This is a genomic window from Photorhabdus luminescens subsp. luminescens, from assembly GCF_001083805.1.
Classification (GTDB): Bacteria; Pseudomonadota; Gammaproteobacteria; order Enterobacterales; family Enterobacteriaceae; genus Photorhabdus; species Photorhabdus luminescens.
This window is the reverse complement of record NZ_JXSK01000011.1, coordinates 183,515-205,096: the sequence shown is the minus strand read 5'-3', so window position 1 is coordinate 205,096 and position 21,582 is coordinate 183,515. Positions and strand designations below refer to the sequence as shown.

Genomic DNA, 21,582 nt, shown 5'->3' with positions numbered 1-21,582 from the left:
TAGCAAACATTCAAGCATGTTGGTTTATATCTTAATCTTGTATAATCGACACTTTCCTACTTTACAATATATAGCGATCATTTTGACCACTAACAAACTAGACTGGCAGGCATTACTGCCGAATTGCGCTCCTTATGATGCGCTTTTTCATTCTGCTTCCCAACAGGCTCCTGCCAGTATGGAAGCCGTTCAATCACGGCTACATAGTGGTTTGCAGCTTTTTTGCCGAATGGATTCCCGCCAGCCTTTTATGCTACTGAAAGCTGAAGAATGTGATACTTATTTGTCAGCGTTAGCTGAATCTATCCATCCATTACTCACGAAAGAACTTCCCCACGTTGGTGGTAATTATCACATCCAGCAACAGAAAATTAGCTGGCAACCATCAACCGAAGGCCATTTCACACCAGAGTTACGCGTCGCCTATCGTGAATGGATAGAAATGGAGCAATTATTTGGCTGCTTCCATTCTCACAACGGAGAAATTCACCTACAACCTGGTCTGATTCATCAGGTGAATGGCGGTGTACTTATTCTGCCATTACGTACCCTGCTTTCTCAGCCATTAATGTGGGTTCGCCTGAAACAGATGATTATTCAGCAACGCTTTGAGTGGTTATCTCCGGATGGCAACAAACCGCTACCATTACCTATCCCCTCTATGCCATTAAAGCTGCGCCTGATCCTGGTTGGAGATCGTCTAAGCCTTGAAGAGTTTCAGGCTACAGAACCTGAATTAGCAAAAAGCGCTCTGTATGGTGAATTTGATCTGGATATGCCATTTCATAATGAACAGGATTTAAACCTGTGGTGCAATTATATCAATGGACTTATTCAACAATGGCAATTGCCTCCATTGAATCATAATGCCTGGCCTGAGCTTGTCCAACAAGCAACTCGCCATGCAGAAGATCAATATCGCCTGCCTTTGGATATTCTTTGGTTACAACGGCAACTAACTACCGCTGCACTCTATCAGCAAGAAAATCAGATTACAGCCCAATCAATTAAACAAGCAGAGGAAAATCGCCGCTGGCGTCACAACTATCTGCCAGAACGTGACTTAGAAGAAATTCATCAAGGTCAGATTCTTATCCGTACCCAAGGCATGGTCATTGGCCAAATTAATGGATTATCTGTGTTAGAGTACCCCGGCCATCCTGATCCAATAGGAGAACCATCCCGTATCACTTGCGTAGCTCATATGGGAGATGGAGAATTTATTGATGTTGAACGCAAAGTCGAGTTAGGTGGCAATATCCATGCGAAAGGCATGATGATTATGCAGGCGTTTTTGATTTCCGAACTAAAGTTGGATCAACCACAGCCTTTCTCTACATCTATTGTATTTGAACAGTCTTATAGTGAAGTTGACGGCGACAGCGCGTCTCTTGCTGAATTGTGCGCACTGATCAGCGCCCTTTCCTTGCAACCCATTGATCAACAACTAGCCGTCACAGGTGCAGTAGATCAATTTGGTTACGTTCAACCAATCGGTGGTATTAACGAAAAAATCGAAGGTTTCTTTGAAGTATGCTATCGCAGAGGACTCACTGGTCAACAGGGGATCATCCTACCAGCGGCGAACGTCCGTCATTTATGTCTTAATCAAGCCGTTATAGATGCGGTAAAAGCGCAAAAATTCCATTTATGGTCAGTAAAACATGTTTCTGAAGCACTGCCTTTATTAACAGGTATCCCTTATTATGATCAACAAGAAACACACTTGTTAGCTATGATACAAGAACGTATAACACAGGCGAATAATCAGGAACGGCCTAAATTTCCGTGGTTTCTTCGCTGGTTGGGTTAATTCAGAATGTCTGATCGGAGTTGTTCAGCGTACAAGTGTACTCTATTATTTACCCTACATTAAATATAAGGCTATCTGATAATTATGGTTGATAAACGTAAATCCTACACAAAAGAAGATCTTATCGCATCTGGACATAGTGAGCTGTTCGGAGAAAATGGGCCACCATTACCATCTGGTAATATGCTAATGATGGATCGCATCATCGAAATGACAGAAAACGGCGGTGCCTACGATAAAGGCTATGTAGAAGCTGAGCTGGATATTACCCCTGACTTATGGTTTTTCGACTGCCATTTTATTGGCGACCCAGTAATGCCCGGCTGCCTTGGCCTTGATGCCATGTGGCAATTAGTTGGGTTCTTCCTTGGCTGGTTAGGCGGTGAAGGCAAAGGCCGTGCCCTTGGCGTTGGCGAAGTTAAGTTCACCGGCCAAGTATTACCAACAGCGAAAAAAGTTACTTATCGTATCAACTTTAAACGCGTTATTAACCGTAAATTGATTATGGGGCTGGCTGACGGTGAAGTGTTAGTAGATGGTAAAATCATCTATACGGCAACGGATTTGAAAGTGGGCTTGTTTAAAGATACCAGCTCTTTCTAATCAATAATCAGTAACATATCGAAAAGGAAGGTGACTGGCTAATTGCTTTTCACCTTTTTCCTCTAAAAGCACACCACCAAGCAAACAGCATACTATTTGAAAAAAATATTTGCTTGAAAAAATACTTGATATTGTTTTTGTCCTTCAAAGACAATTTCGGTTATATCTTAGAATATGAGATTCAAAATCAAACTCTAACCTACCTCGACCAATAATAACATAAAACCACATCTGAATGGCTTGCAATATAAGCATTTAGTTTATTGCTGGCTAATTAGCATGCAATTGACAAATTGTGCTATGCTCAAATTAACCTGACATATCAAATAAGCTCATAAAAGCATACTGATATCAGGTTTAACATTAATAAAGCTTAATATTTTTGATTATTATTGATAAACACAACCAAGGGTAATTTATATGAACATCAGAAAAATACTGCTCATAATCGTAGCATTAACTGTTACACCAACTGCCATAGCGCTAAATAAGATTGAAGGTACCATTGAGATGCTACAAGCATCTAACACTAATGGCGATTGCCTTGGAAAAATAGTCACTCCTACTCGCGCCCAAGGATTTCGGTGGGTATGTACTTATAGTGCCGGGTCGATACTTTTATCAATGCTTCAAACCGCCTATTCAAGTCATGAAAATGTAGCCATAGCAGTCCAGGGGGATGCGGAATATAGCCCTCTCTATAAGGTTCAATTACGTCACAAATGTTTATCAAACCCTGCTTACTGCCATTATCCTTCGCATTAGTAGATAAATTACTTGATGGCCGCAATATCAGCCATTCAGCCATATTGGAGGTTAAATAGGATGTATGAGCTGGCGGCCATGAATTCTATCTCATCAAATTTCGCAAACGGAATCCCAAAAAGAACAATACAAAGAAATAGGAAACCAGCACATTATTCACATTAATTGCTATACGTACCCTATTACAAATCCACCAGCAGGATTCAATCTGACAGATATCTGTATAAACAATCAGTCACTGTCAGATTAAATTTGGGATATATAAACGTTGATTGAGAAATGGAGTTTTTTTCTCACCTAACCGATACATCAGTTTGGCAGACTAAGCCATCGTTGCCCTGTCTTCCATAGCCTGACGCCACCCTCCTAACCAATGAGAACGGGCATCTAATGAATAATAGGGACAATGCTCCCTTGGGCGCCCCAAAATACCTGCATGGTACCCTCTCGATAATGCTCGTGCTAAACGATCTCGTTTCTGTCTCTTCATGCTCTTATTTACCTCATAAGCTAGATCAGTAGAAAGAAAACAGTGGTCATCATTTATCCAACCACAATTTAGAAATACCCCTATAAATTTTGAAAATCAAGTCAAGAAATTCATATTAATGTAATATTTGTTATATCAATACAAAAAAATCAATAAGGCATTAATAATAAAGGGAAATTTTTATCCTACTGATAATACCAATTTTCTCCGAATGTAAAGGTTTTACACTCGGAGAATGGCAGAGAGGTTACGATTGGGAAATTAATTGACTGGCAATAGTTTGCGACAACTGACTCCATCCTGTTGCCAATGTGCGCACTAAATCATCATAGCCATCTTCTTCCTGCTTTAGTTCTATATCAAAGGGCTGTTTAACGACACTCCCCTCACAAGTTAATGTCCAGTAACCTTGCAAAACCACTTTACCATCATAACGACCATGAAAGCTGGTTACTGTTACATCCAAAGTATCTGGTTTATTAATCAATGGTTGGGCAGACACTAAACGCTGCGGCAACGCTATGGTTAATTCCGCCACCAACACTTGCTGTAACTGCTGTTCAAGTGGACTTGCCCACAAGTGATTCGCCGCACTGACATAACTAACATCACTACTTTGATATACCACACCGGAGGATGACAGATAATCGGACAACATAACCCGTTGCACCCATAATTGGCGATCATGCTGCACAGTAGCACTCTTTTGTGACGCTATTGTGACTACCGGCAATTGATAATAAGTTTTTTCTGGTTGACTGCTACAAGCAGAAATAAAAATCACTAAAATTAACGCCAGTCTTCTCATCATTTTTTAGCCTTTTTCGGTTCTGGATCTTCAATTGGCTTAGCTTCAAAAACTAATGCATTGCTCTTATTATTCAGCGTTCTCAGAACAGGTCGCAGTTCACTCAACACTTGATCTAATCGCTGCATATTATCCAACATCTTGTTATAAGCCGGTGAACCAGGCTGGAAACCTTGCATACTGCGGTTAAATTCCTGCAATGTTTTCTGTATATCTTTTGGCAGATCTTTGGTTTCAGGATTTGCTAGCACCTTATTCAATTCATCGAGGGTCCGTTGTGCTTTTCTGATCGCTTTCTGACTCTCTTCCAAAGTGCGAATAGCCTGATTAAACATTGGCTCAACCGGCATATTATTAATTTTATCTAACGCTGCAATAACCTTATGTTGAATTTGAGCAAGGCCGCCACTGATTGTTGGCAATAGCGGATAACCTGCAATTTCATACGGGCCAGCCCACCCTTTTTCATTCGGATAAAAATCCAAATCAATAAACAGTGCCCCCGTCAACAAGTTACCTGACTTGAGAGACGCCCGCAGACCACGTTTAGTTATGCTATTCAGCTCTTTCTCAACATCAAACCCTTCCCCTAACTCCTTCTCAAAGCGCTCCGGCTCAATGGAGATAAGTACTGGAATACGAAAATCGTTATCCAGCCGCTGTCTCATTCCCTCAGAATAGAACGGTACTTTCGCCACAGTTCCCATACGGATACCACGGAACTCTACCGGCGCACCCGGTTGTAATCCTCGAACGGAATCAGTAAACAGCAACAAATAATCTTTATGTCTGGTATATAAAGAATCTTGAATGCTTCTTTGGTTATCAAAAAGTTTGTAAGTGGCTTTTTCTTTAATCGGCTCACCCAATTCCCATCCCTTAGGTACATCAAAGCTGACGCCACCGCCAAACAGCGTTGACAACGAAGCCATTTCAACACGTACCCCTTGAGAAGACATATCAAGGGTAATACCACTCTCTTTCCAAAAGCGGACATTGGTTGTCAACAAACCATCATAAGGCGCATTAATAAATAACTGATATTTCATCAAATGCGATTTCGGTTCAAACTCGCTGGTTTCAACAGAACCAACCCGATAACCACGAAACAACACTGGATCGCCCGGATTGAGCTGACCTGCTTTATCACTGATTAGGATGACACGGATACCTTTTGCATCAGGCGAGGCCAATGGTGGTGAGTCCAACAAATTAAATTTATCTTCTTCATCACCATTCGTTCCCGGTTGAAGTTCAATAAAAGCCCCGGACAAAAGAGTACCAAGGCCAGATATTCCATCACGGCCAATCTGCGGTTTCACGACCCAAAAAGCGCTATCACTACGTAATAGATTCTCCATGCCATCATTTAGCCGGGCCTTGATAATAACTTGGCTAAGATTATCACTCAGCATGACCCTCTCAACCACGCCGACATCCACACTACGGCTTTTAATTTTAGTTTTTCCGGCTTCAATACCCTCTGCGTTGGAGGTAATCAATGTTACTTCCGGCCCTTGGTGGTTGAAATGGTAAAACAATATCCAGGCACCAATAAGCACGGTAACAATCGGTACAATCCAGACTGGCGACCAACTTTTAATTTTATCGATTTTAGCCTGACTCTGGTCTTCAACTTTATCCGTCACCTTGACACTCCTTCATTGCCTTATAACGAATGTTTAACGTTGGTTCTATCCCAAATCAAACGCGGATCAAATGTCATTGCCGCAAACATGGTTAGGATCACAACTAAAGCAAAAATAACCGCCCCCATTGCAGGGTAGACACTCATCAATTTCCCCATACGTACCAGTGATGACAATATTGCGATAACAAATACATCAATCATTGACCAACGGCCAACAAATTCAACAATTTCATAAATAAAATGCATGCGGGCGGAATCCCGTTTACCGTGACCTTTGGCATCCCAACATAACCAACCAATCGCCAGCATTTTCAATGATGGCACCATAATACTGGCAATAAAAATGACTAAAGCTACCGGATATGAACCTACACTCCATAGTAGTATCACTCCAGCCATAATAGTGGAATCACTCTGATTACCTAACGATTCCGTCACCATCATTGGCATGATATTAGCAGGAATATAAAGCATTAAGGCCGTCACTATCAGCGCCATTGTCCATTGCAGACTATTACGGCGGCGGGCATGTCCACGCGTATGACAACGTGAACAGACTAACTGGTCTACCGGTAAGATAGCTGTACAACACTGGCATGATCGAACCCCCTGCACTAACCCCGATATCCCTGCCTGTAACGGTATATTCACCTTAGGCGCAAGCGCTATCTGGTTCCATAACCAATGGCGATCCAAACATTGAAATGCTCTCACCTGGAGAAGGCAGAACAGACAATATGGCAAAAAACTTAGACCTAACCCAATATCACCATAAGCCATTAACTTAACAAAGCTGACTAATACCCCTGCCAGAAAGATTTCAACCATACACCAGCTTTTCATCTGAAATAAAACCCTGGCTAACCAAGCTCTTACCTTCTGAGAAATAACAACACCCTGGCACAAGAGAATAATCGCTACCATACAAAACGCAGGCGCCAGTTGAACACAGAGCAAAAAAAATGTTCCCACACTGACGTAATTTTCATTAAACATCACCTGAGGGATTTGAGATAAGGTAATTTCACTGCCAATTCCCGCTACGCTCATGCTGACAAATGGAAACAGGCAAGCCATTAACAGCATAAATAATGCACTGACTGCATAACCTGTTGGCTGATGTTTAGGTTCTTTCCACCATGTGACTAATGTCGTCTTACAACGAGGACAAACTGCCTTCGTTCCCTGAACCCATTCTGGCAATGTCACCAGCAAATCACATTGAGGACACAATACCATTTCATGATGATGGTTACTGGAACACAAGATTTTTCTCCTGTAAGGAAATTGGCAATATTGACAGAATCATACTCAGAAGAATTTCGCCATATGATTCTGCTCATTATGTTAACTATTGGCTGTTTTTCAATGTTTCCAATTCCTGCCAGCGATCAAAAGCAGCTTCTAATGCTTGCTCTTTTTCAGACAGTTCAGTCAATGTTTTTTGGGTTATTACATGAGGTTGATTAAAAAATTCAGGATCACTCACTTGAGATTGTAGCCGCTCAAGCTCTTCTTCTAGTTTCTCCAGCAATGACGGTAATCGCTCTAATTCTCGTAATAAATGGTAACTCATTTTATTACGAGAGTTTTTTGGCGGCTCTTTAATCTTCTCTACTTTAACTTCCGTTTGAAGTTTTTTCCCATTTTGCTGGCGCAACGATATGGTCTGTTCGCGCTGTTGTTGAGCATCGTAATAACCACCAACATAATTATTGATCGCACCATTACCTTCAAAAATCCAACATTCGGTCACAGAATTATCAACAAATTGACGATCATGACTGACCAACAATACAGTACCGGTATAATTGTCTACCAGCTCCTCCAGCAACTCTAATGTTTCCACATCCAGATCGTTGGTTGGCTCATCAAGTACCAATAGATTACTGGGTTTCAGGAACAGACGCGCCAATAACAACCGGTTCCTTTCACCACCAGAAAGCGCTTTAACCGGTGTCATTGCCCGTTTAGGATGAAACAGAAAATCCTGTAAATAACCCAGAACATGACGAGGGCGACCATTCACCATCACTTCCTGTTTACCTTCAGCCAGGTTATCCATTACAGTTCTTTCCGGATCAAGCGCTATCCGATGCTGATCAAAATAAGCAATTTCTAGTTTAGTACCACAATGAACACGGCCACTATCAGATTGCAGCTCACCTAACATCAGTTTCAGTAAAGTTGTTTTACCACAACCATTTGGTCCCACCAGTGCAATTTTATCCCCACGCTGAATCTGCGCACTGAAATTATTGACCAGTTTCCTTTCGCCAATTTGATAGTTAACATTTTCCAGCTCAAAGATAATTTTGCCGGAACGACTCGCTTCTTCCATCTGTATTTTAGCCGTTCCCATTACTTCACGGCGTTGTGAACGCTCAATGCGTAATGCTTTCAATGCTCTGACGCGCCCTTCATTACGAGTACGACGCGCTTTAATCCCCTGACGAATCCACACTTCTTCTTGAGCCAACTTACGATCAAATTCAGCATTTTGCATCTCTTCCACACGCAATGCTTCTTCTTTGTCTTCAAGAAACTTATCGTAATTACCTGGCCACGACACTAATTTACCGCGATCCAAATCGACAATACGGGTTGCCATATTGCGAATAAATGAACGGTCATGGGAAATAAAAATAAGACTACCCTGAAAATCTTTCAGGAAATTTTCTAGCCATTCAATCGTATCGATATCCAAGTGGTTAGTTGGTTCATCAAGAAGCAAAATTTTTGGTGAACTGACCAACGCCCTTCCCAATGCCGCCTTACGCAACCAACCGCCAGAAAGAGAAGAGAGCTTCGCTTCCGCAGGTAAAGAGAGCTGTTTCAATACGTCATTAATCCGGCTGTCCAGCGACCACAGTCCGCGGATATCCAGCACCTCCTGCAATTCTGCCAAGCGGTTGAGGTTCTTCTCATTCGGTTCTTGTTCCACCAAGCGAGAGACCTGATGAAAAGATTTAATATATTCGGCCTGCTCCTGAACACCTTCGGCAACAAAATCAAAAACCGTCCCTTCCACATCACGGGGAGGATCTTGTTGTAAACGGGAAACAACCAGATCCTGTTCGTAAATAACCTGACCATCATCCAACGGCTGCTCTTTCGCTAATACCCGCAACAAAGTTGACTTTCCAGCACCGTTACGACCAACCAGACAAACTCTTTCATTTTCTTCTATATGCAATTCTGCATTATCAAGTAATGGCGCATCACTGAACGACAACCACGCACCAGATAAATTGATCAACGACATAGTAATTATTTTTCCTCACCAGCATGGCGTAATAGCCAGCAGTTGTGAATCTGACGGTTACGGGCAAAATCCTGCGACTGGGTTTTACTGGTGATCTCTTCCGCCACCAAGCCAACTTTTTCCAGCTCAGCAAAATCCATTTTAAAACCTCGTTTATTATTGGAGAACATCAGCGTTCCCCCGCGACGCAACAAGCGCTTAAGCTGTTTCATCAATATGATATGGTCGCGTTGTACATCAAATGCATCTTCCATTCGTTTAGAATTGGAGAAAGTCGGCGGATCAATAAAAATCAAATCAAACTGTTCACTGGCCCGAGCCAACCAAGCGAGGCAATCTGCCTGAATCAACCGATGCTGACGCCCTGTTAATCCATTAGCCTGTAAGTTCCGCTCAGCCCATTCAAGATAAGTACGAGACATATCAACCGTCGTTGTTGAACGCGCGCCTCCTAATCCAGCATGCACTGTCGCTGATCCGGTATAAGCAAACAGGTTCAAAAAATCTTTTCCTTCACTCATTTCACCTAGCATTTTCCGGGCAATACGATGATCAAGAAACAAGCCTGTGTCCAAATAGTCTGTTAAATTAACCCAAAATTTGGCGTCATACTCATTTACCAGAAAGAATTCCCGTTTTTCCGCCATTCTTTCATACTGGCTTTTACCTTTCTGACGCTGACGAGTTTTAAGTATTAATTGATTTGATGAAAGCCCAAGAACTTGCATCGTCGCGCTAATAACATCGAATAAACGCTGACGCGCTTTATTAGCATCAACACTTTTCGGCGGAGCATATTCCTGAATCACCACTTTATCTGCATAACGGTCAACAGCCACATTGTATTCTGGCAAATCAGCATCATACAGACGATAACAATTAATCCCTTGCTGTTTCGCCCAGTTGGTTAATTTCTTTTCATTTTTGCGCAGACGGTTGGCATAATCCTCCGCCACACTCCCCCCTGATAAGAGCGGTTTATCTGACAACTGATAATTTTTCTGTACGCAATCCAGCGGACCATTTTTAGCTTTAAACTCACGTTCAGCCCGTAATTGCAAGCAGCTCAGCAATTCAGGCGACGCACTGAATAGAGACAGACGCCAACCTGGGAAACGACTTTTCATTATCCGCCCAAACAAACTGTGCAATGCAACCAGTGCGGGTTCACTTTCCAAGCGCTCACCATAAGGTGGATTACTTAATACTGTTCCGGTAGGGCCTTCCGGTAATGGATTTTCCAAACGACTAGCATCACCTTGCTGGAAAGTTATCAACTGTGCAACCTCTGCTCTACGAGCATTTGACCGAGCCATATCCAGCACTCTGCGATCAATATCAGAACCAACAAAACGGGAAGCTGTCTCCTGAAGACCTTTGCGAAAGCGGATCTGCGCTTCTGTGGTCACCTCACGCCAAATCTCTTCATCATGTTGCAACCAGGCAATAAAGCCCCAGTGATTACGATGTAAACCTGGTGCACGATCAGCCGCCATCATGGCGGCTTCAATCAATAATGTGCCGGAACCACACATAGGATCGACCATCGGAGCGCCAATCTGCCAGCCTGAACGTAGAATAATCGCAGCAGCCAGATTTTCTTTCAGCGGAGCCTGACCAGCAAGATCGCGATAACCTCGAATATGCAAACCATCACCACTCAAATCCAATGCGACACTGGCTTTCTCTTTATTCAAAAAAACATTAATGCGTATATCCGGTTGTTGCTTTGCCACATTGGGACGCTGATCCAACTTACGAATAAAGCTATCGACAATGGCGTCTTTAACCTTGAGCGCACCATATTGAGTATTTCGTATCTCTTCATTTGTGCCGCTGAAATGCACAGAGAAAGTACTGTCTATAGAGAAAATCTGGCTCCAATCAATAGATTGAACCCCAAGATAGAGATCTAAATCGCTATAAACATTAAATTCGTTTAGCGGTAGCAAAATACGTGATGCCAGCCTGCTCCACATCAGACTTTTATACATCACTCTGCCATCACCTTGAAAATGAACTCCGCCTTGCACAATTTTACATGATTGCGCCCCCAGCGTTTCCAGTTCGTTCTTCAATAGTTCTTCTAATCCACGCGCCGTGCTGGCAAACAGAGAGTTCATGTTACATATCACCAAAAAGAAAATTGTCACGCATTATAGCTAATCTAGGTGACATGTCATAAAGTTGCGCATGTAAAAATGTTTCATGGAGATTAACGGATGATCACTCTGTCTCGCCTGTATATCACCCGGTAAAGTCTATGCGTGGTTTGCAACTTTCCCATGCATTAGTTAGTGAAAACGGCCTTATTTGATCGCAATTTTATGGTCACAACGACAGACGGGACTTTTATTACCGCCCGTAAATATCCTCAGATGTTGTTATTTACTCCGGCTATGTTAAATAACGGTATTTATCTACGTGCGCCCAACGGAGAAAATGCCACGGTACTTTACAGCGATTTCCTACCTGAACAGCAGCCCACGGAAGTATGGGGCAACCATTTTACGGCCCTAATTGCACCAGAAATAATTAATCAATGGCTAAGCAATTTCTTTGATATTCCAGTGCAATTACGCTGGTTAAGCCATGAATTAAGCCGCAGGGTAAAAAAACACCCTGAAATTCCATTATCATTTGCTGATGGTTATCCATTTCTACTCATTAATGAAGCCTCATTTCATTTATTACAACAACGTTGCCCGGCCAGTATTAAGTTAGAGCAATTTCGTCCAAATATTGTTATTACCGGTGCGGAAGCATTTGCAGAAGACAGTTGGCAATCAATTCAAATTGGGGATGTTGTTTTTGATTTACCCAAACCCTGTAGCCGTTGTATTCTAACCACCGTCAGCATTGATAAAGGCATTAAAAATCCCAACGGAGAACCATTAGCGACATTGCAATCATTCCGTACAGCAGAAAATGGCGATGTCGATTTTGGTCAGAATCTCATTGCCCGCTCAAGTGGTATTATTAGAATCGGAGATAATGTCACTATATTAGCTAAAAAAGATCCACGTAAATATGGCAGTGGCGAAAAATCTGAAGATATTGATTTACCAGAAATAAATGAGCAATCTGTCACTATTGAATATAACGGGAAAACCTTTACAGGTAATAATCAACAAATCATTTTAGAACAATTGGAACAACAAGGAATTAAAGTACCTTATTCATGTCGGGCAGGAATATGTGGATGCTGTAAAATTTCTTTAATTAAAGGAGAGGTTTCTCCTTTAAAAGCCACAGCGATTAAAAACGATGGCCATATTCTAGCTTGCTGTTGTATTCCAAAAAGTAATCTTATTCTTAATAAGAATAGCGAAGAATAGATCTTTAAATCAAACTACCGTGCCATAAATTGGCACGGTAGTTTCTCGGGAATCGCATCAATTCTGCTGTAACTCTTAGTAATCCTACGTTAAAGATATGACTGCATTGAAGAATTTATCTCATTCGAACACCGGTTGCCGGGATCTTTATTATTAATAACCAATGACGGCTACGGAGCAGTTAATTATGCCCTGAACCACGGACTCATCGCAGATTCAGGAGAAGGAAGAGAGGAAATCAATTAACCATGTTTCATAATTTCATCAAAAAATCAATTGTATTGATTATTTCAATAATGAATTAATTATTACCATAATGAATTTACGACTACTGTCATAAAATGATTACACTCTAATCATCAGGAGCTAAAGCAGCTCAACCAAAATACAAAAGGAGTAAGTCATGGCACGTATTGTCATTGCAGCAGTCGCAACCCCGGACATGTCTATCCGATGTTGAAGGTTGCTCAATCACTGATAGCACAGGGACACCAAGTAACCGTATTCACAGGTGCGTTATTTCGCCAACAGGTAGAGGCTCTAAACGCGCAATTTGTCTCTTTTGATGAACAGGTAGACTTTGACTACCGCCATTTAGAACAGCATTTCCCCGACCGCGCTCAACTTCCTCCGGGGAATGTACAAATGGCACTGGCATTCAAGAACTTCTTCTCCGCCCCAATCCCATTGCTCGACCATCAACTGCGACAAATCATTCGTGAACAACAAGCGGAATTACTGATAGCCGAAAACTGTTTTTACGGCATATTACCTCTGCTACAAGAAGAAAAAACCCATCGCCTTCCAATAATAGTTATTGGCATAACACCTCTGGCTTATTCTTCAAAAGATTCAATTTTCTGGGGACCACGTATCCCACCTGCGGTATTACCACCAGAATTGACACATGAACAACTCGTAGATGAAACCAACCAGCAACTCATAGCCGAAGTTCAGGATAGCTTCAATGACGCATTAATTCAGTCAGGAAGCTCTGCGTTAACCAGACCTTTCAACGATGAAGTGATTCTCAGCCCTGATCGCTTTTTGCAACTCTCAACTCTGGCATTTGAATACCCACGAGAAGGATTGCCTGATACAGTCCATTTTATTGGACCCCTCCCCAACCCTGCACCGACAACAGAATCACCTCAGTTATGGGAAGAAGACGATCCACGTCCATTGGTTATAGTTACTCAAGGTACTATCTCAAATACCGATTTAAATCAGTTGATTCTCCCCACATTGCGTGCACTGGCGACATTACCAATACGTATATTGGCAACCACCGGTGGCAGAGCGGTAGAAATACTGAGTAAAGATCTACCCGAAAACGTGCGCATTGAAGAATTTATTTCATTTGAGCACTGGCTACCAAAAGCTTCATTGCTAATATCCAACGGGGGTTATGGAACCATCAATTATGCTCTCAGTCACGGGACACCGTTACTCATTGCAGATGCAGGTGAAGGCAAGCAGGAAGCAGCTTTTCGTGTTGTATGGGCTGGATGCGGCACTAATCTGGATACAGCACATCCTACTGAATCTCAACTTAAGCAAACCGTGGAAAATATGCTGAGTACCGATTTGTTTAAACAACGTGCGCAAATTGTCCAAAAAGATTACGCAAGACATGATGCATTAGCCGCAATATCCCATCACGTAGAACAATTAATTCTTGCACAAAGCCGCAATAACTAAGCTCTAAATACCTTCGTTTTTCCTCTCCGCTTTAGCGCTAACACAGACTAAAAGGGAGAGGAAATCGGCATATTTCATCACTTTACAAAAAAATAAACCACCGTGATTATTGTCATAACAAATTATTATTACTACAATGAATTTGTAACAGTAGTCATGAAATGATCACACTCTGAATTAGGAGCTAGTTAGCGTAATTAAATCAAAACAGTATAAAGGAGCAAGTTATGGCACGAATTGTCATTGCCGCAGTTGCAACCCCCGGGCATGTCTATCCGATGTTAAAGGTAACTCAATCACTGATAGCACAAGGACATCAGGTAACTGTCTTCACTGGCGCGTTGTTTCGCCAACAAGTAGAGGCTTTAAATGCACAATTTATCCCTTTTGATGAGCAGATAGACTTTGATTACCGCCACTTAAAACAGCATTTTCCTGACCGAGCGCATCTTCCTCCGGGAAATCTGCAAATGGCGCTAGCGTTTAAAGATTTCTTCTGTACCCCAATCCCCTTCCTCGATCGCCAACTACAACAAATCATCCATGAACAGCAAACAGAACTACTTATAGCCGAGAACTGTTTCTATGGCATATTGCCACTGCTGCAAAAAGAAAAAGCTCATCGTCTTCCAGTGATCATCATTGGTATAACGCCTCTGGCTTACTCTTCGAAAGATTCAATTTTCTGGGGGCCACGTATTCCCCCCGCATTACTACCATCAGAGTTGACACATGAACAACTCGTAGATGAGGAAACACGACAATTAATAACCGAAGTTCAGGACAGCTTCAATGACGCATTAGCTCAGTCAGGATGCGCTACGTTAACTAGATTTTTCAATGATGAAGTCATTTTGGGTTCTGATCGCTTTTTGCAACTTTCAACCTTGGCATTTGAGTACCCACGAGAAGAATTGCCTGATACAGTCCATTTTATTGGCCCCCTCCCCAACCCCGCTCCGATAACAGAATCACCTCAATTATGGGAAGAAAATGATCCACGCCCATTGGTTATCGTCACTCAAGGCACCATGTCTAATACTGATCTAAACCAGTTAATTCTCCCCACATTGCGCGCACTGGCTGCATTACCTGTGCGTGTATTAGCAACCACCGGTGGTAGTTCAGTAGAAATACAACCAGAGAACATACCTGACAACGCATGTATCGAAGAATTTATCTCATTTGAGCACTGGCTGCCAAAAGCTTCATTGCTAATATCCAACGGGGGCTACGGGACCATTAATTATGCCCTCAACCACGGAACACCAGTGCTCATTGCCGATACAGGAGAAGGTAAACAGGAAACAGCGTTTCGTGTCGTATGGGCTGGATGTGGTATTAATCTGGATACAGCACAACCGACAGAATCTCAGCTTAAGCAAACCGTGGAAAATATGCTGCGTACAAATTTATTTAAACAACGGGCGCAAATCGTCCAAGATGATTACGCCAGTCACGACGCATTGGCAGCAATATCCCATCACGCAGAACAATTAATTCTCGAAAATCGTGCTAATTAACTTCATTATCTCTCCTCCCCATCTTGAGGCTAATGCTACCAGAGGGGGAGGGAATGATTAAAATACTTCTCATATATTTTTCACACCAACTTCAAATGAGTAAGCTATAGCTATTACTATAATAGGTAAGTTTCGGTGATAATAGCCAACAGGAAAAGAGCGACTTACTCATAATCAGATGGGAAGATGTAAATATGATAAAATTTCCTCAGATGATAAAGAACAATTTTCTCAATTAAAAACAGTGATTATCTTCTGACTTGTCGTTCTATTTTCAAAAAGTAACTTAACTCTTGAAAATCACGGAACAAGGGTATCTTAGACTCAAATTAAACCGCAGCGCCATAAATTGGCATACAAACTGGTTCCACAAATGGCATCAATCGATCATTCATAATCTTAATTGGATCGCAAAAATTCATTACCCGATCGGATAACGTTAATTGCGGTTGAGCCAGCAGACAAAGGCTTGCACTATCCCCTGCCTCTACTACCAAGAATACAGCATCTGTCCCGCAATCCTGGAGCCGTACCTGAATCAGCTCTCCTTGTACTGGTTTTTCTATCATAGCAAAACGGGAAAAATACCAGCTTCTTGGCATCTGTGGCTTAATAAAACGAAAAGCGACTAACGCATTAAGAATTAATTCAGCCCTGGATTCATCTGAAATATTAATTCGGCGTGTCTGTTCTTCAAAACAATAATAAAGCGTCGCATCTTCTACAGAAAACGAAGTTTCCCCCATTGCATAGGGTATCAGCATCTTCGCAGGAAAACAGGAACGAAAAACCATACCATTAGACAGATCAAGCATCACACGGTCATGGTCAGTATCAAAATACCAGTGCCATTGGTCATCGGGTTTAATGTTCATGAGTTATCCTTTTATACCCGTCATCTTTCAAGTTGCCTCTTTGTTGGCTGCACTCACTCACCCCAGTCACATAGTTATCTATGCTCCTGGGGATTCGTTCCCTTGCCGTCGCGATGCATCTTGAAATCCATAGGGTATACGCCAGAAAAACTTACATCGCCAAACAGATTGTAAATAACTTGTCCGCTATTCAGTGAAATAAGCCCTGCCATAATTAAAAGACATACGAAAATACAGATAAAATTTAGATGATCAGAGCGAATATAGACGAGTTGGGGGCAAAAATAAACCCCCAATGATAAATTAACAGCAAGATTTAGATGTGATTGACGATATCTTTGATTAATTTTGGACCATGATAGATAAATCCAGAGAAAATCTGTATTAAAGAAGCCCCTGCCGCTATTTTTTCTCTGGCGGAGACAAGTGAATCTATTCCACCAACACCGATAATAGGAATTTTACCGCTTAATTCTTGAGAGAGCTGACGAATAATTTCTGTACTACGTAATTGAACCGGTCGACCACTTAACCCACCAGCTTGTTGGCAATAGTTAAGTCCTTCAACTAATCTCTTGTCTAACGTTGTATTAGTAGCAATAGCACCATCGATATTATGACGAATTAAACTATCTGCAATTTGAATCAACTCTTCCTCAGAAAGATCCGGTGCAATCTTTACCGCAACAGGAACATATTTTTGGTATTTTTGCTGAAGTTCACTCTGTTTATTTTTAATCGCAGATAATAGATCATCCAACGCTTCGCCGTATTGCAGTGTTCTTAAGCCAGGCGTGTTAGGTGAAGAGATATTAATCGTGATATAACCCGCGTGAGGATAGATTTTATCCATGCAGATTAAATAATCATCTTTTCCATGCTCTACTGGTGTATCTTTATTCTTGCCAATATTGATCCCAATAATTCCGCCATATTTTGCCTTTTTGACATTCTCTACCAGGTTATCAACACCAAGATTATTGAAGCCCATACGGTTAATTAACCCTTCTGCTTCAACGATACGGAATAATCTCGGTTTATCATTTCCTGCCTGAGCACGTGGGGTTACAGTGCCAATTTCAATAAAACCAAATCCCATTGCGCCAAATGCATCAATGCAATCGCCATCTTTATCAAGGCCGGCAGCCAAACCGAGGGGATTTTTAAATGACAGGCCCATACAAGTAACAGGTTTTGTCGCAACTGACTGGTGGATCAGAAACTCGAAAGGACTACCGATAATACGTTTAAGCTGGCGGAAGGTTAATTCGTGCGCCCGTTCCGGATCAAGCTGGAACAACGCTTTCCTGACTAGTGGGTAGTACATAATTCTAAACCCATTAATTAATTTATAAACATTAAACTACACACGTTTCTATACACATTCATGTACCACTTGGAGGTTTTTGAGCTAAAAAACGCGCACTTTTAATCTCCAAAATATTTCGGCAAGTAGGGTAACCGAATAACATGGGCTGAATCTACAGAAATATGCTAATTAGGAACAAATCTCTGCCATATGTTGCGAGTAAAAGTCGATAGAATACGCTGGTAAATACAATCGTCGGCGCTTCTAGACCAAAATACTCTTCTTCTCTCGGAACAATTCAAAGAGGAGCATATCAATCGAGTATCAAGCATCAACCAGTAAAAATGTATTTCAATGCCGCAATAACAACAGCAATACCAACAGCTAATGCCAATTTCTTAATCCAACCTAAATTTGTTTTTATAGTACCAATATCGGTTTTAATGCTCTCAGTAGCAACTGCCAGATCTGCTTTGGTAACAATGCTTATATTTTGCAATTCTGTAATAACTTCAACGATTTTTTCAGACTGCTCATCATTAAAACCAGACGCTTTGAGTGCCTTAACTGCTGTATGTGTATCCATAATAAGTGAAGAAATTTATTATCCGGAAAAATAAGTCAGAAAAAATATCGGGCCAATAACCATTAGCCCGATAAATAAATAGTTATCAGCTTTCTAATGCCTTGGTAATTTTTTCAAACAGATCACCAGACAGATTTTCCAATTCTTTCAACTGTTCCAACGCACTACACATCATGTTTTGACGTTTTTCATCGTAACGTTTCAGGCGAATCAGCGGCTCAATCAAACGGGAAGCAACCTGTGGGTTACGGCTATTAAGATCAGTCAAAATTTCTACCAGAAATTGATAACCGCTGCCATCTCCAGCGTGGAATGCAACTGGATTATTAACAAATGTTCCAATCAGAGCACGCACCCGGTTTGGGTTACTGATACTGAATGAACGATGATTCAGAAGATTACGCACATTAGCCAGAACATCTGCCGCCGGACTACTTGCTTGTAAGCTAAACCATTTATCCATCACCAGACCATCCTGATGCCATCGATCATCAAATTCCATCATGAGTTGATCACAGCAAGGCAACCCCGCCAGCACTGCGCCAGATAATGCCGCCAGTGCATCGGTCATATTGTCAGCTTGATGATATTGATTTGATACCACTTTATCAGCCTGCTCTTGATGACCAAAAGCCAGATAATAGAGGCAGATATTACGCAGAGAACGCTTAGCAATATCCTGATGAGCGACACGGTATGCACCGATATCAATAGCGTTATAAACCACCGCAAACTCATCAGCCATTTCTTGGGCCAAAATACGGGTGATGGCATCCAGAACTTCATGAATCGCTTTAGGATCGATAATCGCAAACAGCTCCGCCATCTCACTTTCTGATGGTAAAGTCAGAATGTGAGCAGCCAAAGCCGGATCAATATCTTTATCCAATAGCACCGCGCGGAAAGCATCCACGACATGCATTGGCAATTCTATCGGTTGCTTCTGCTGATAACGGATAACATTCAGTTTGATATAGTTTGCCATCAGCGACTGAGCCGCATCCCAACGTGAAAACGCATTGCGGGCGTGTTTCATCAGGAATGCCAATTGCTGATCACTGAATTTGTAATCCAATTTCACGGGTGCTGAGAATTCCCGTAATAAAGAGGGAATCGGCAGTGATGGCACATCATCAAATACAAATGTCTGCTCTGCATTGGTCACATTCAGTACATGATGAACCGGTTGACCATCATAACGTAGCGGAATCACATGACCTTTACTGTCATAGAGCTCAATATCCAGAGGAATATGCAGAGGCTGTTTCTCTTTTTGATCAGCAGTAGGCGGCGTCATCTGGCTGACATGCAACTTATATTGCTGCTTTTCTGCATCATATTCGTCACGAACTGTCAGTACCGGTGTACCAGACTGGCTATACCAACGACGGAAAAGTGACAAATCCACATTTGACGCATCTTCCATTGCCTGAACAAAATCATCACATGTTGCAGCGCTACCATCATGGCGATGAATATAAAGCTGCATCCCTGCCTGGAATTGCTCTTCACCTAGCAAGGTATGAATCATACGAATAACTTCCGAGCCTTTCTCATACACAGTCAAGGTATAGAAATTATTCATCTCAATCACTTTATCCGGGCGAATTGGATGAGCCATTGGGCTGGCATCTTCCGCAAACTGTGCCGAACGCATAACACGCACATTATTAATGCGATTAACAGAACGAGAACCAAGATCGGAGCTAAATTCCTGATCACGGAATACCGTCAATCCCTCTTTTAAGCTTAGTTGAAACCAATCGCGACAAGTAATGCGATTCCCGGTCCAGTTATGGAAATATTCGTGACCGATCACAGCTTCTATGCCAAGGTAATCTTTATCAGTCGCCGTTTCAGATTTTGCCAACACATATTTGGAGTTAAAGACATTCAGCCCTTTATTCTCCATAGCGCCCATATTAAAGAAATCTACCGCGACAATCATATAAATATCGAGGTCATATTCAAGGCCGAAACGGGTTTCATCCCACTTCATAGAATTTTTCAGGGAAGTCATTGCCCAATCAGCCCGATCAAGATTGCCACGATCAACAAACAGTTCCAATGCGACTTCACGGCCACTGCGCGTGGTAAATGTGTCGCGCAACACATCAAAATCACCCGCCACCAGAGCAAACAGATAACAGGGTTTTGGGAATGGATCTTGCCATTTCACCCAATGACGCCCATCATCAGTTTCTCCCTGCTCAACCCGGTTACCGTTTGAAAGCAAATACGGATACCTGGCTTTATCGGCTGTGATACGCGTTGTAAAACGAGCCAATACATCAGGGCGATCGAGATAGTAAGTAATGTGGCGGAACCCTGCTGATTCACACTGGGTACAAAGCGCATCACCAGAAACATACAAACCTTCCAGCGCCGTATTTTTCGATGGATGGATCTCATTAACAATCTTCAAAGTGAACTGAGCCGGCAACTGCTCAATGACCAGCGTTCCCTCCTGTTCACGGTAATGCGCCCACGGTTGACCGTTTACATGAAGACTTTTCAGTGTCAAGTCTTCACCATCCAACACTAATGGCGTTATTTCGTGACTCAGACGTTTTATCTGGCTGATTGCGGTGATTTCCGTGTTATCGGCATCAAGATTAAAATCGAGTTCAATATCAGAAATCGTATAGTCGGGAGCGCGATAATCCCGGCGGTACTTAGCTTGTCGCTGTTGTGTCATAAGAAACCTTTTTGTTTCATGCCTGATGGAATTAATCCAATACCAGGCCTTACGCTGCCATAGAAAGAGGTTGAATTTCAAGAGTGAATAACGCACCTTCTGACGTTAAACATTCATTAAGAACGAGTATGATGTTGTGTAAGGAATATGTTTATTC

General features: G+C 42.0%; 13 protein-coding genes and 2 pseudogenes. 5 read left to right on the top strand and 10 right to left on the bottom strand.

The annotated features are described in order from the left end of the window. Positions 1–82: 82 nt before the first annotated feature. Together TI10_RS21400 and fabA are read left to right on the top strand one after the other, a co-directional pair. Positions 83–1,813: an AAA family ATPase gene (locus TI10_RS21400; RefSeq protein ID WP_049585364.1), complete on the top strand. Its 1,731-nt coding sequence runs from the start codon at positions 83–85 to the stop codon at positions 1,811–1,813. Positions 1,814–1,897: 84 nt separating this feature from the next. Continuing rightward, the gene (gene fabA / locus TI10_RS21395; RefSeq protein ID WP_049585344.1) at positions 1,898–2,416 is read left to right on the top strand and encodes a bifunctional 3-hydroxydecanoyl-ACP dehydratase/trans-2-decenoyl-ACP isomerase; all 519 of its coding nucleotides are present in this window, start codon (positions 1,898–1,900) and stop codon (positions 2,414–2,416) included. Between the two features lie 1,087 nt (positions 2,417–3,503). Here the strand turns inward: fabA and rmf are convergent. The 6 genes from rmf to rlmKL form a co-directional block, all read right to left on the bottom strand. Continuing rightward, complete coding sequence (rmf, locus tag TI10_RS24300) at positions 3,504–3,671, bottom strand: ribosome modulation factor (RefSeq protein WP_074524881.1); 168 nt, start codon at positions 3,669–3,671, stop codon at positions 3,504–3,506. A gap of 247 nt (positions 3,672–3,918) precedes the next feature. After that, the gene (pqiC, locus tag TI10_RS21385; RefSeq protein ID WP_080985116.1) at positions 3,919–4,482 is read right to left on the bottom strand and encodes a membrane integrity-associated transporter subunit PqiC; all 564 of its coding nucleotides are present in this window, start codon (positions 4,480–4,482) and stop codon (positions 3,919–3,921) included. Continuing rightward, complete coding sequence (gene pqiB / locus TI10_RS21380) at positions 4,479–6,128, bottom strand: intermembrane transport protein PqiB (protein WP_049585341.1); 1,650 nt, start codon at positions 6,126–6,128, stop codon at positions 4,479–4,481. The genes pqiC and pqiB overlap by 4 nt, the downstream gene beginning before the upstream one ends. 20 nt (positions 6,129–6,148) lie before the next feature. Then, positions 6,149–7,396, bottom strand: coding sequence for a membrane integrity-associated transporter subunit PqiA (gene pqiA / locus TI10_RS21375; RefSeq protein WP_049585340.1), 1,248 nt, complete (start codon positions 7,394–7,396; stop codon positions 6,149–6,151). Positions 7,397–7,481: 85 nt separating this feature from the next. Next, positions 7,482–9,395, bottom strand: a complete 1,914-nt coding sequence (locus TI10_RS21370; protein WP_049585339.1) for an ABC transporter ATP-binding protein — start codon at positions 9,393–9,395, stop codon at positions 7,482–7,484. A 5-nt stretch (positions 9,396–9,400) separates the two neighbouring features. Further along, positions 9,401–11,518 (bottom strand): bifunctional 23S rRNA (guanine(2069)-N(7))-methyltransferase RlmK/23S rRNA (guanine(2445)-N(2))-methyltransferase RlmL, encoded by a 2,118-nt coding sequence (gene rlmKL, locus TI10_RS21365; protein ID WP_049585338.1) that lies wholly within the window; start codon positions 11,516–11,518, stop codon positions 9,401–9,403. A gap of 99 nt (positions 11,519–11,617) precedes the next feature. On the opposite strand from rlmKL, the pseudogene TI10_RS21360 reads away from it, so the two are divergent. From TI10_RS21360 to TI10_RS21350, 3 genes and pseudogenes are all read left to right on the top strand, one after another. Next, a pseudogene (locus TI10_RS21360) lies at positions 11,618–12,733 on the top strand (YcbX family protein). A gap of 403 nt (positions 12,734–13,136) precedes the next feature. Then, positions 13,137–14,434: pseudogene (locus tag TI10_RS21355) on the top strand (glycosyltransferase). Between the two features lie 227 nt (positions 14,435–14,661). Further along, positions 14,662–15,957, top strand: coding sequence for a glycosyltransferase (locus TI10_RS21350; protein ID WP_080985115.1), 1,296 nt, complete (start codon positions 14,662–14,664; stop codon positions 15,955–15,957). A gap of 329 nt (positions 15,958–16,286) precedes the next feature. Here TI10_RS21350 and TI10_RS21345 read toward each other — a convergent pair whose 3' ends face one another. The 4 genes from TI10_RS21345 to pepN all read right to left on the bottom strand — a co-directional run bounded on the left by TI10_RS21345 (position 16,287) and on the right by pepN (position 21,425). After that, complete coding sequence (locus tag TI10_RS21345) at positions 16,287–16,832, bottom strand: cell division protein ZapC (protein WP_049585336.1); 546 nt, start codon at positions 16,830–16,832, stop codon at positions 16,287–16,289. Positions 16,833–17,148: 316 nt separating this feature from the next. Then, positions 17,149–18,159 carry a quinone-dependent dihydroorotate dehydrogenase gene (gene pyrD / locus TI10_RS21340; RefSeq protein ID WP_049585335.1) on the bottom strand — a complete coding sequence of 337 codons (1,011 nt, stop codon included), beginning with the start codon at positions 18,157–18,159 and terminating at the stop codon, positions 17,149–17,151. 313 nt (positions 18,160–18,472) lie between these two features. Then, positions 18,473–18,727: a CCDC90 family protein gene (locus TI10_RS21335; RefSeq protein ID WP_244161682.1), complete on the bottom strand. Its 255-nt coding sequence runs from the start codon at positions 18,725–18,727 to the stop codon at positions 18,473–18,475. An 85-nt stretch (positions 18,728–18,812) separates the two neighbouring features. Then, positions 18,813–21,425 carry an aminopeptidase N gene (gene pepN / locus TI10_RS21330; protein WP_049585333.1) on the bottom strand — a complete coding sequence of 871 codons (2,613 nt, stop codon included), beginning with the start codon at positions 21,423–21,425 and terminating at the stop codon, positions 18,813–18,815. Positions 21,426–21,582: the final 157 nt, after the last annotated feature.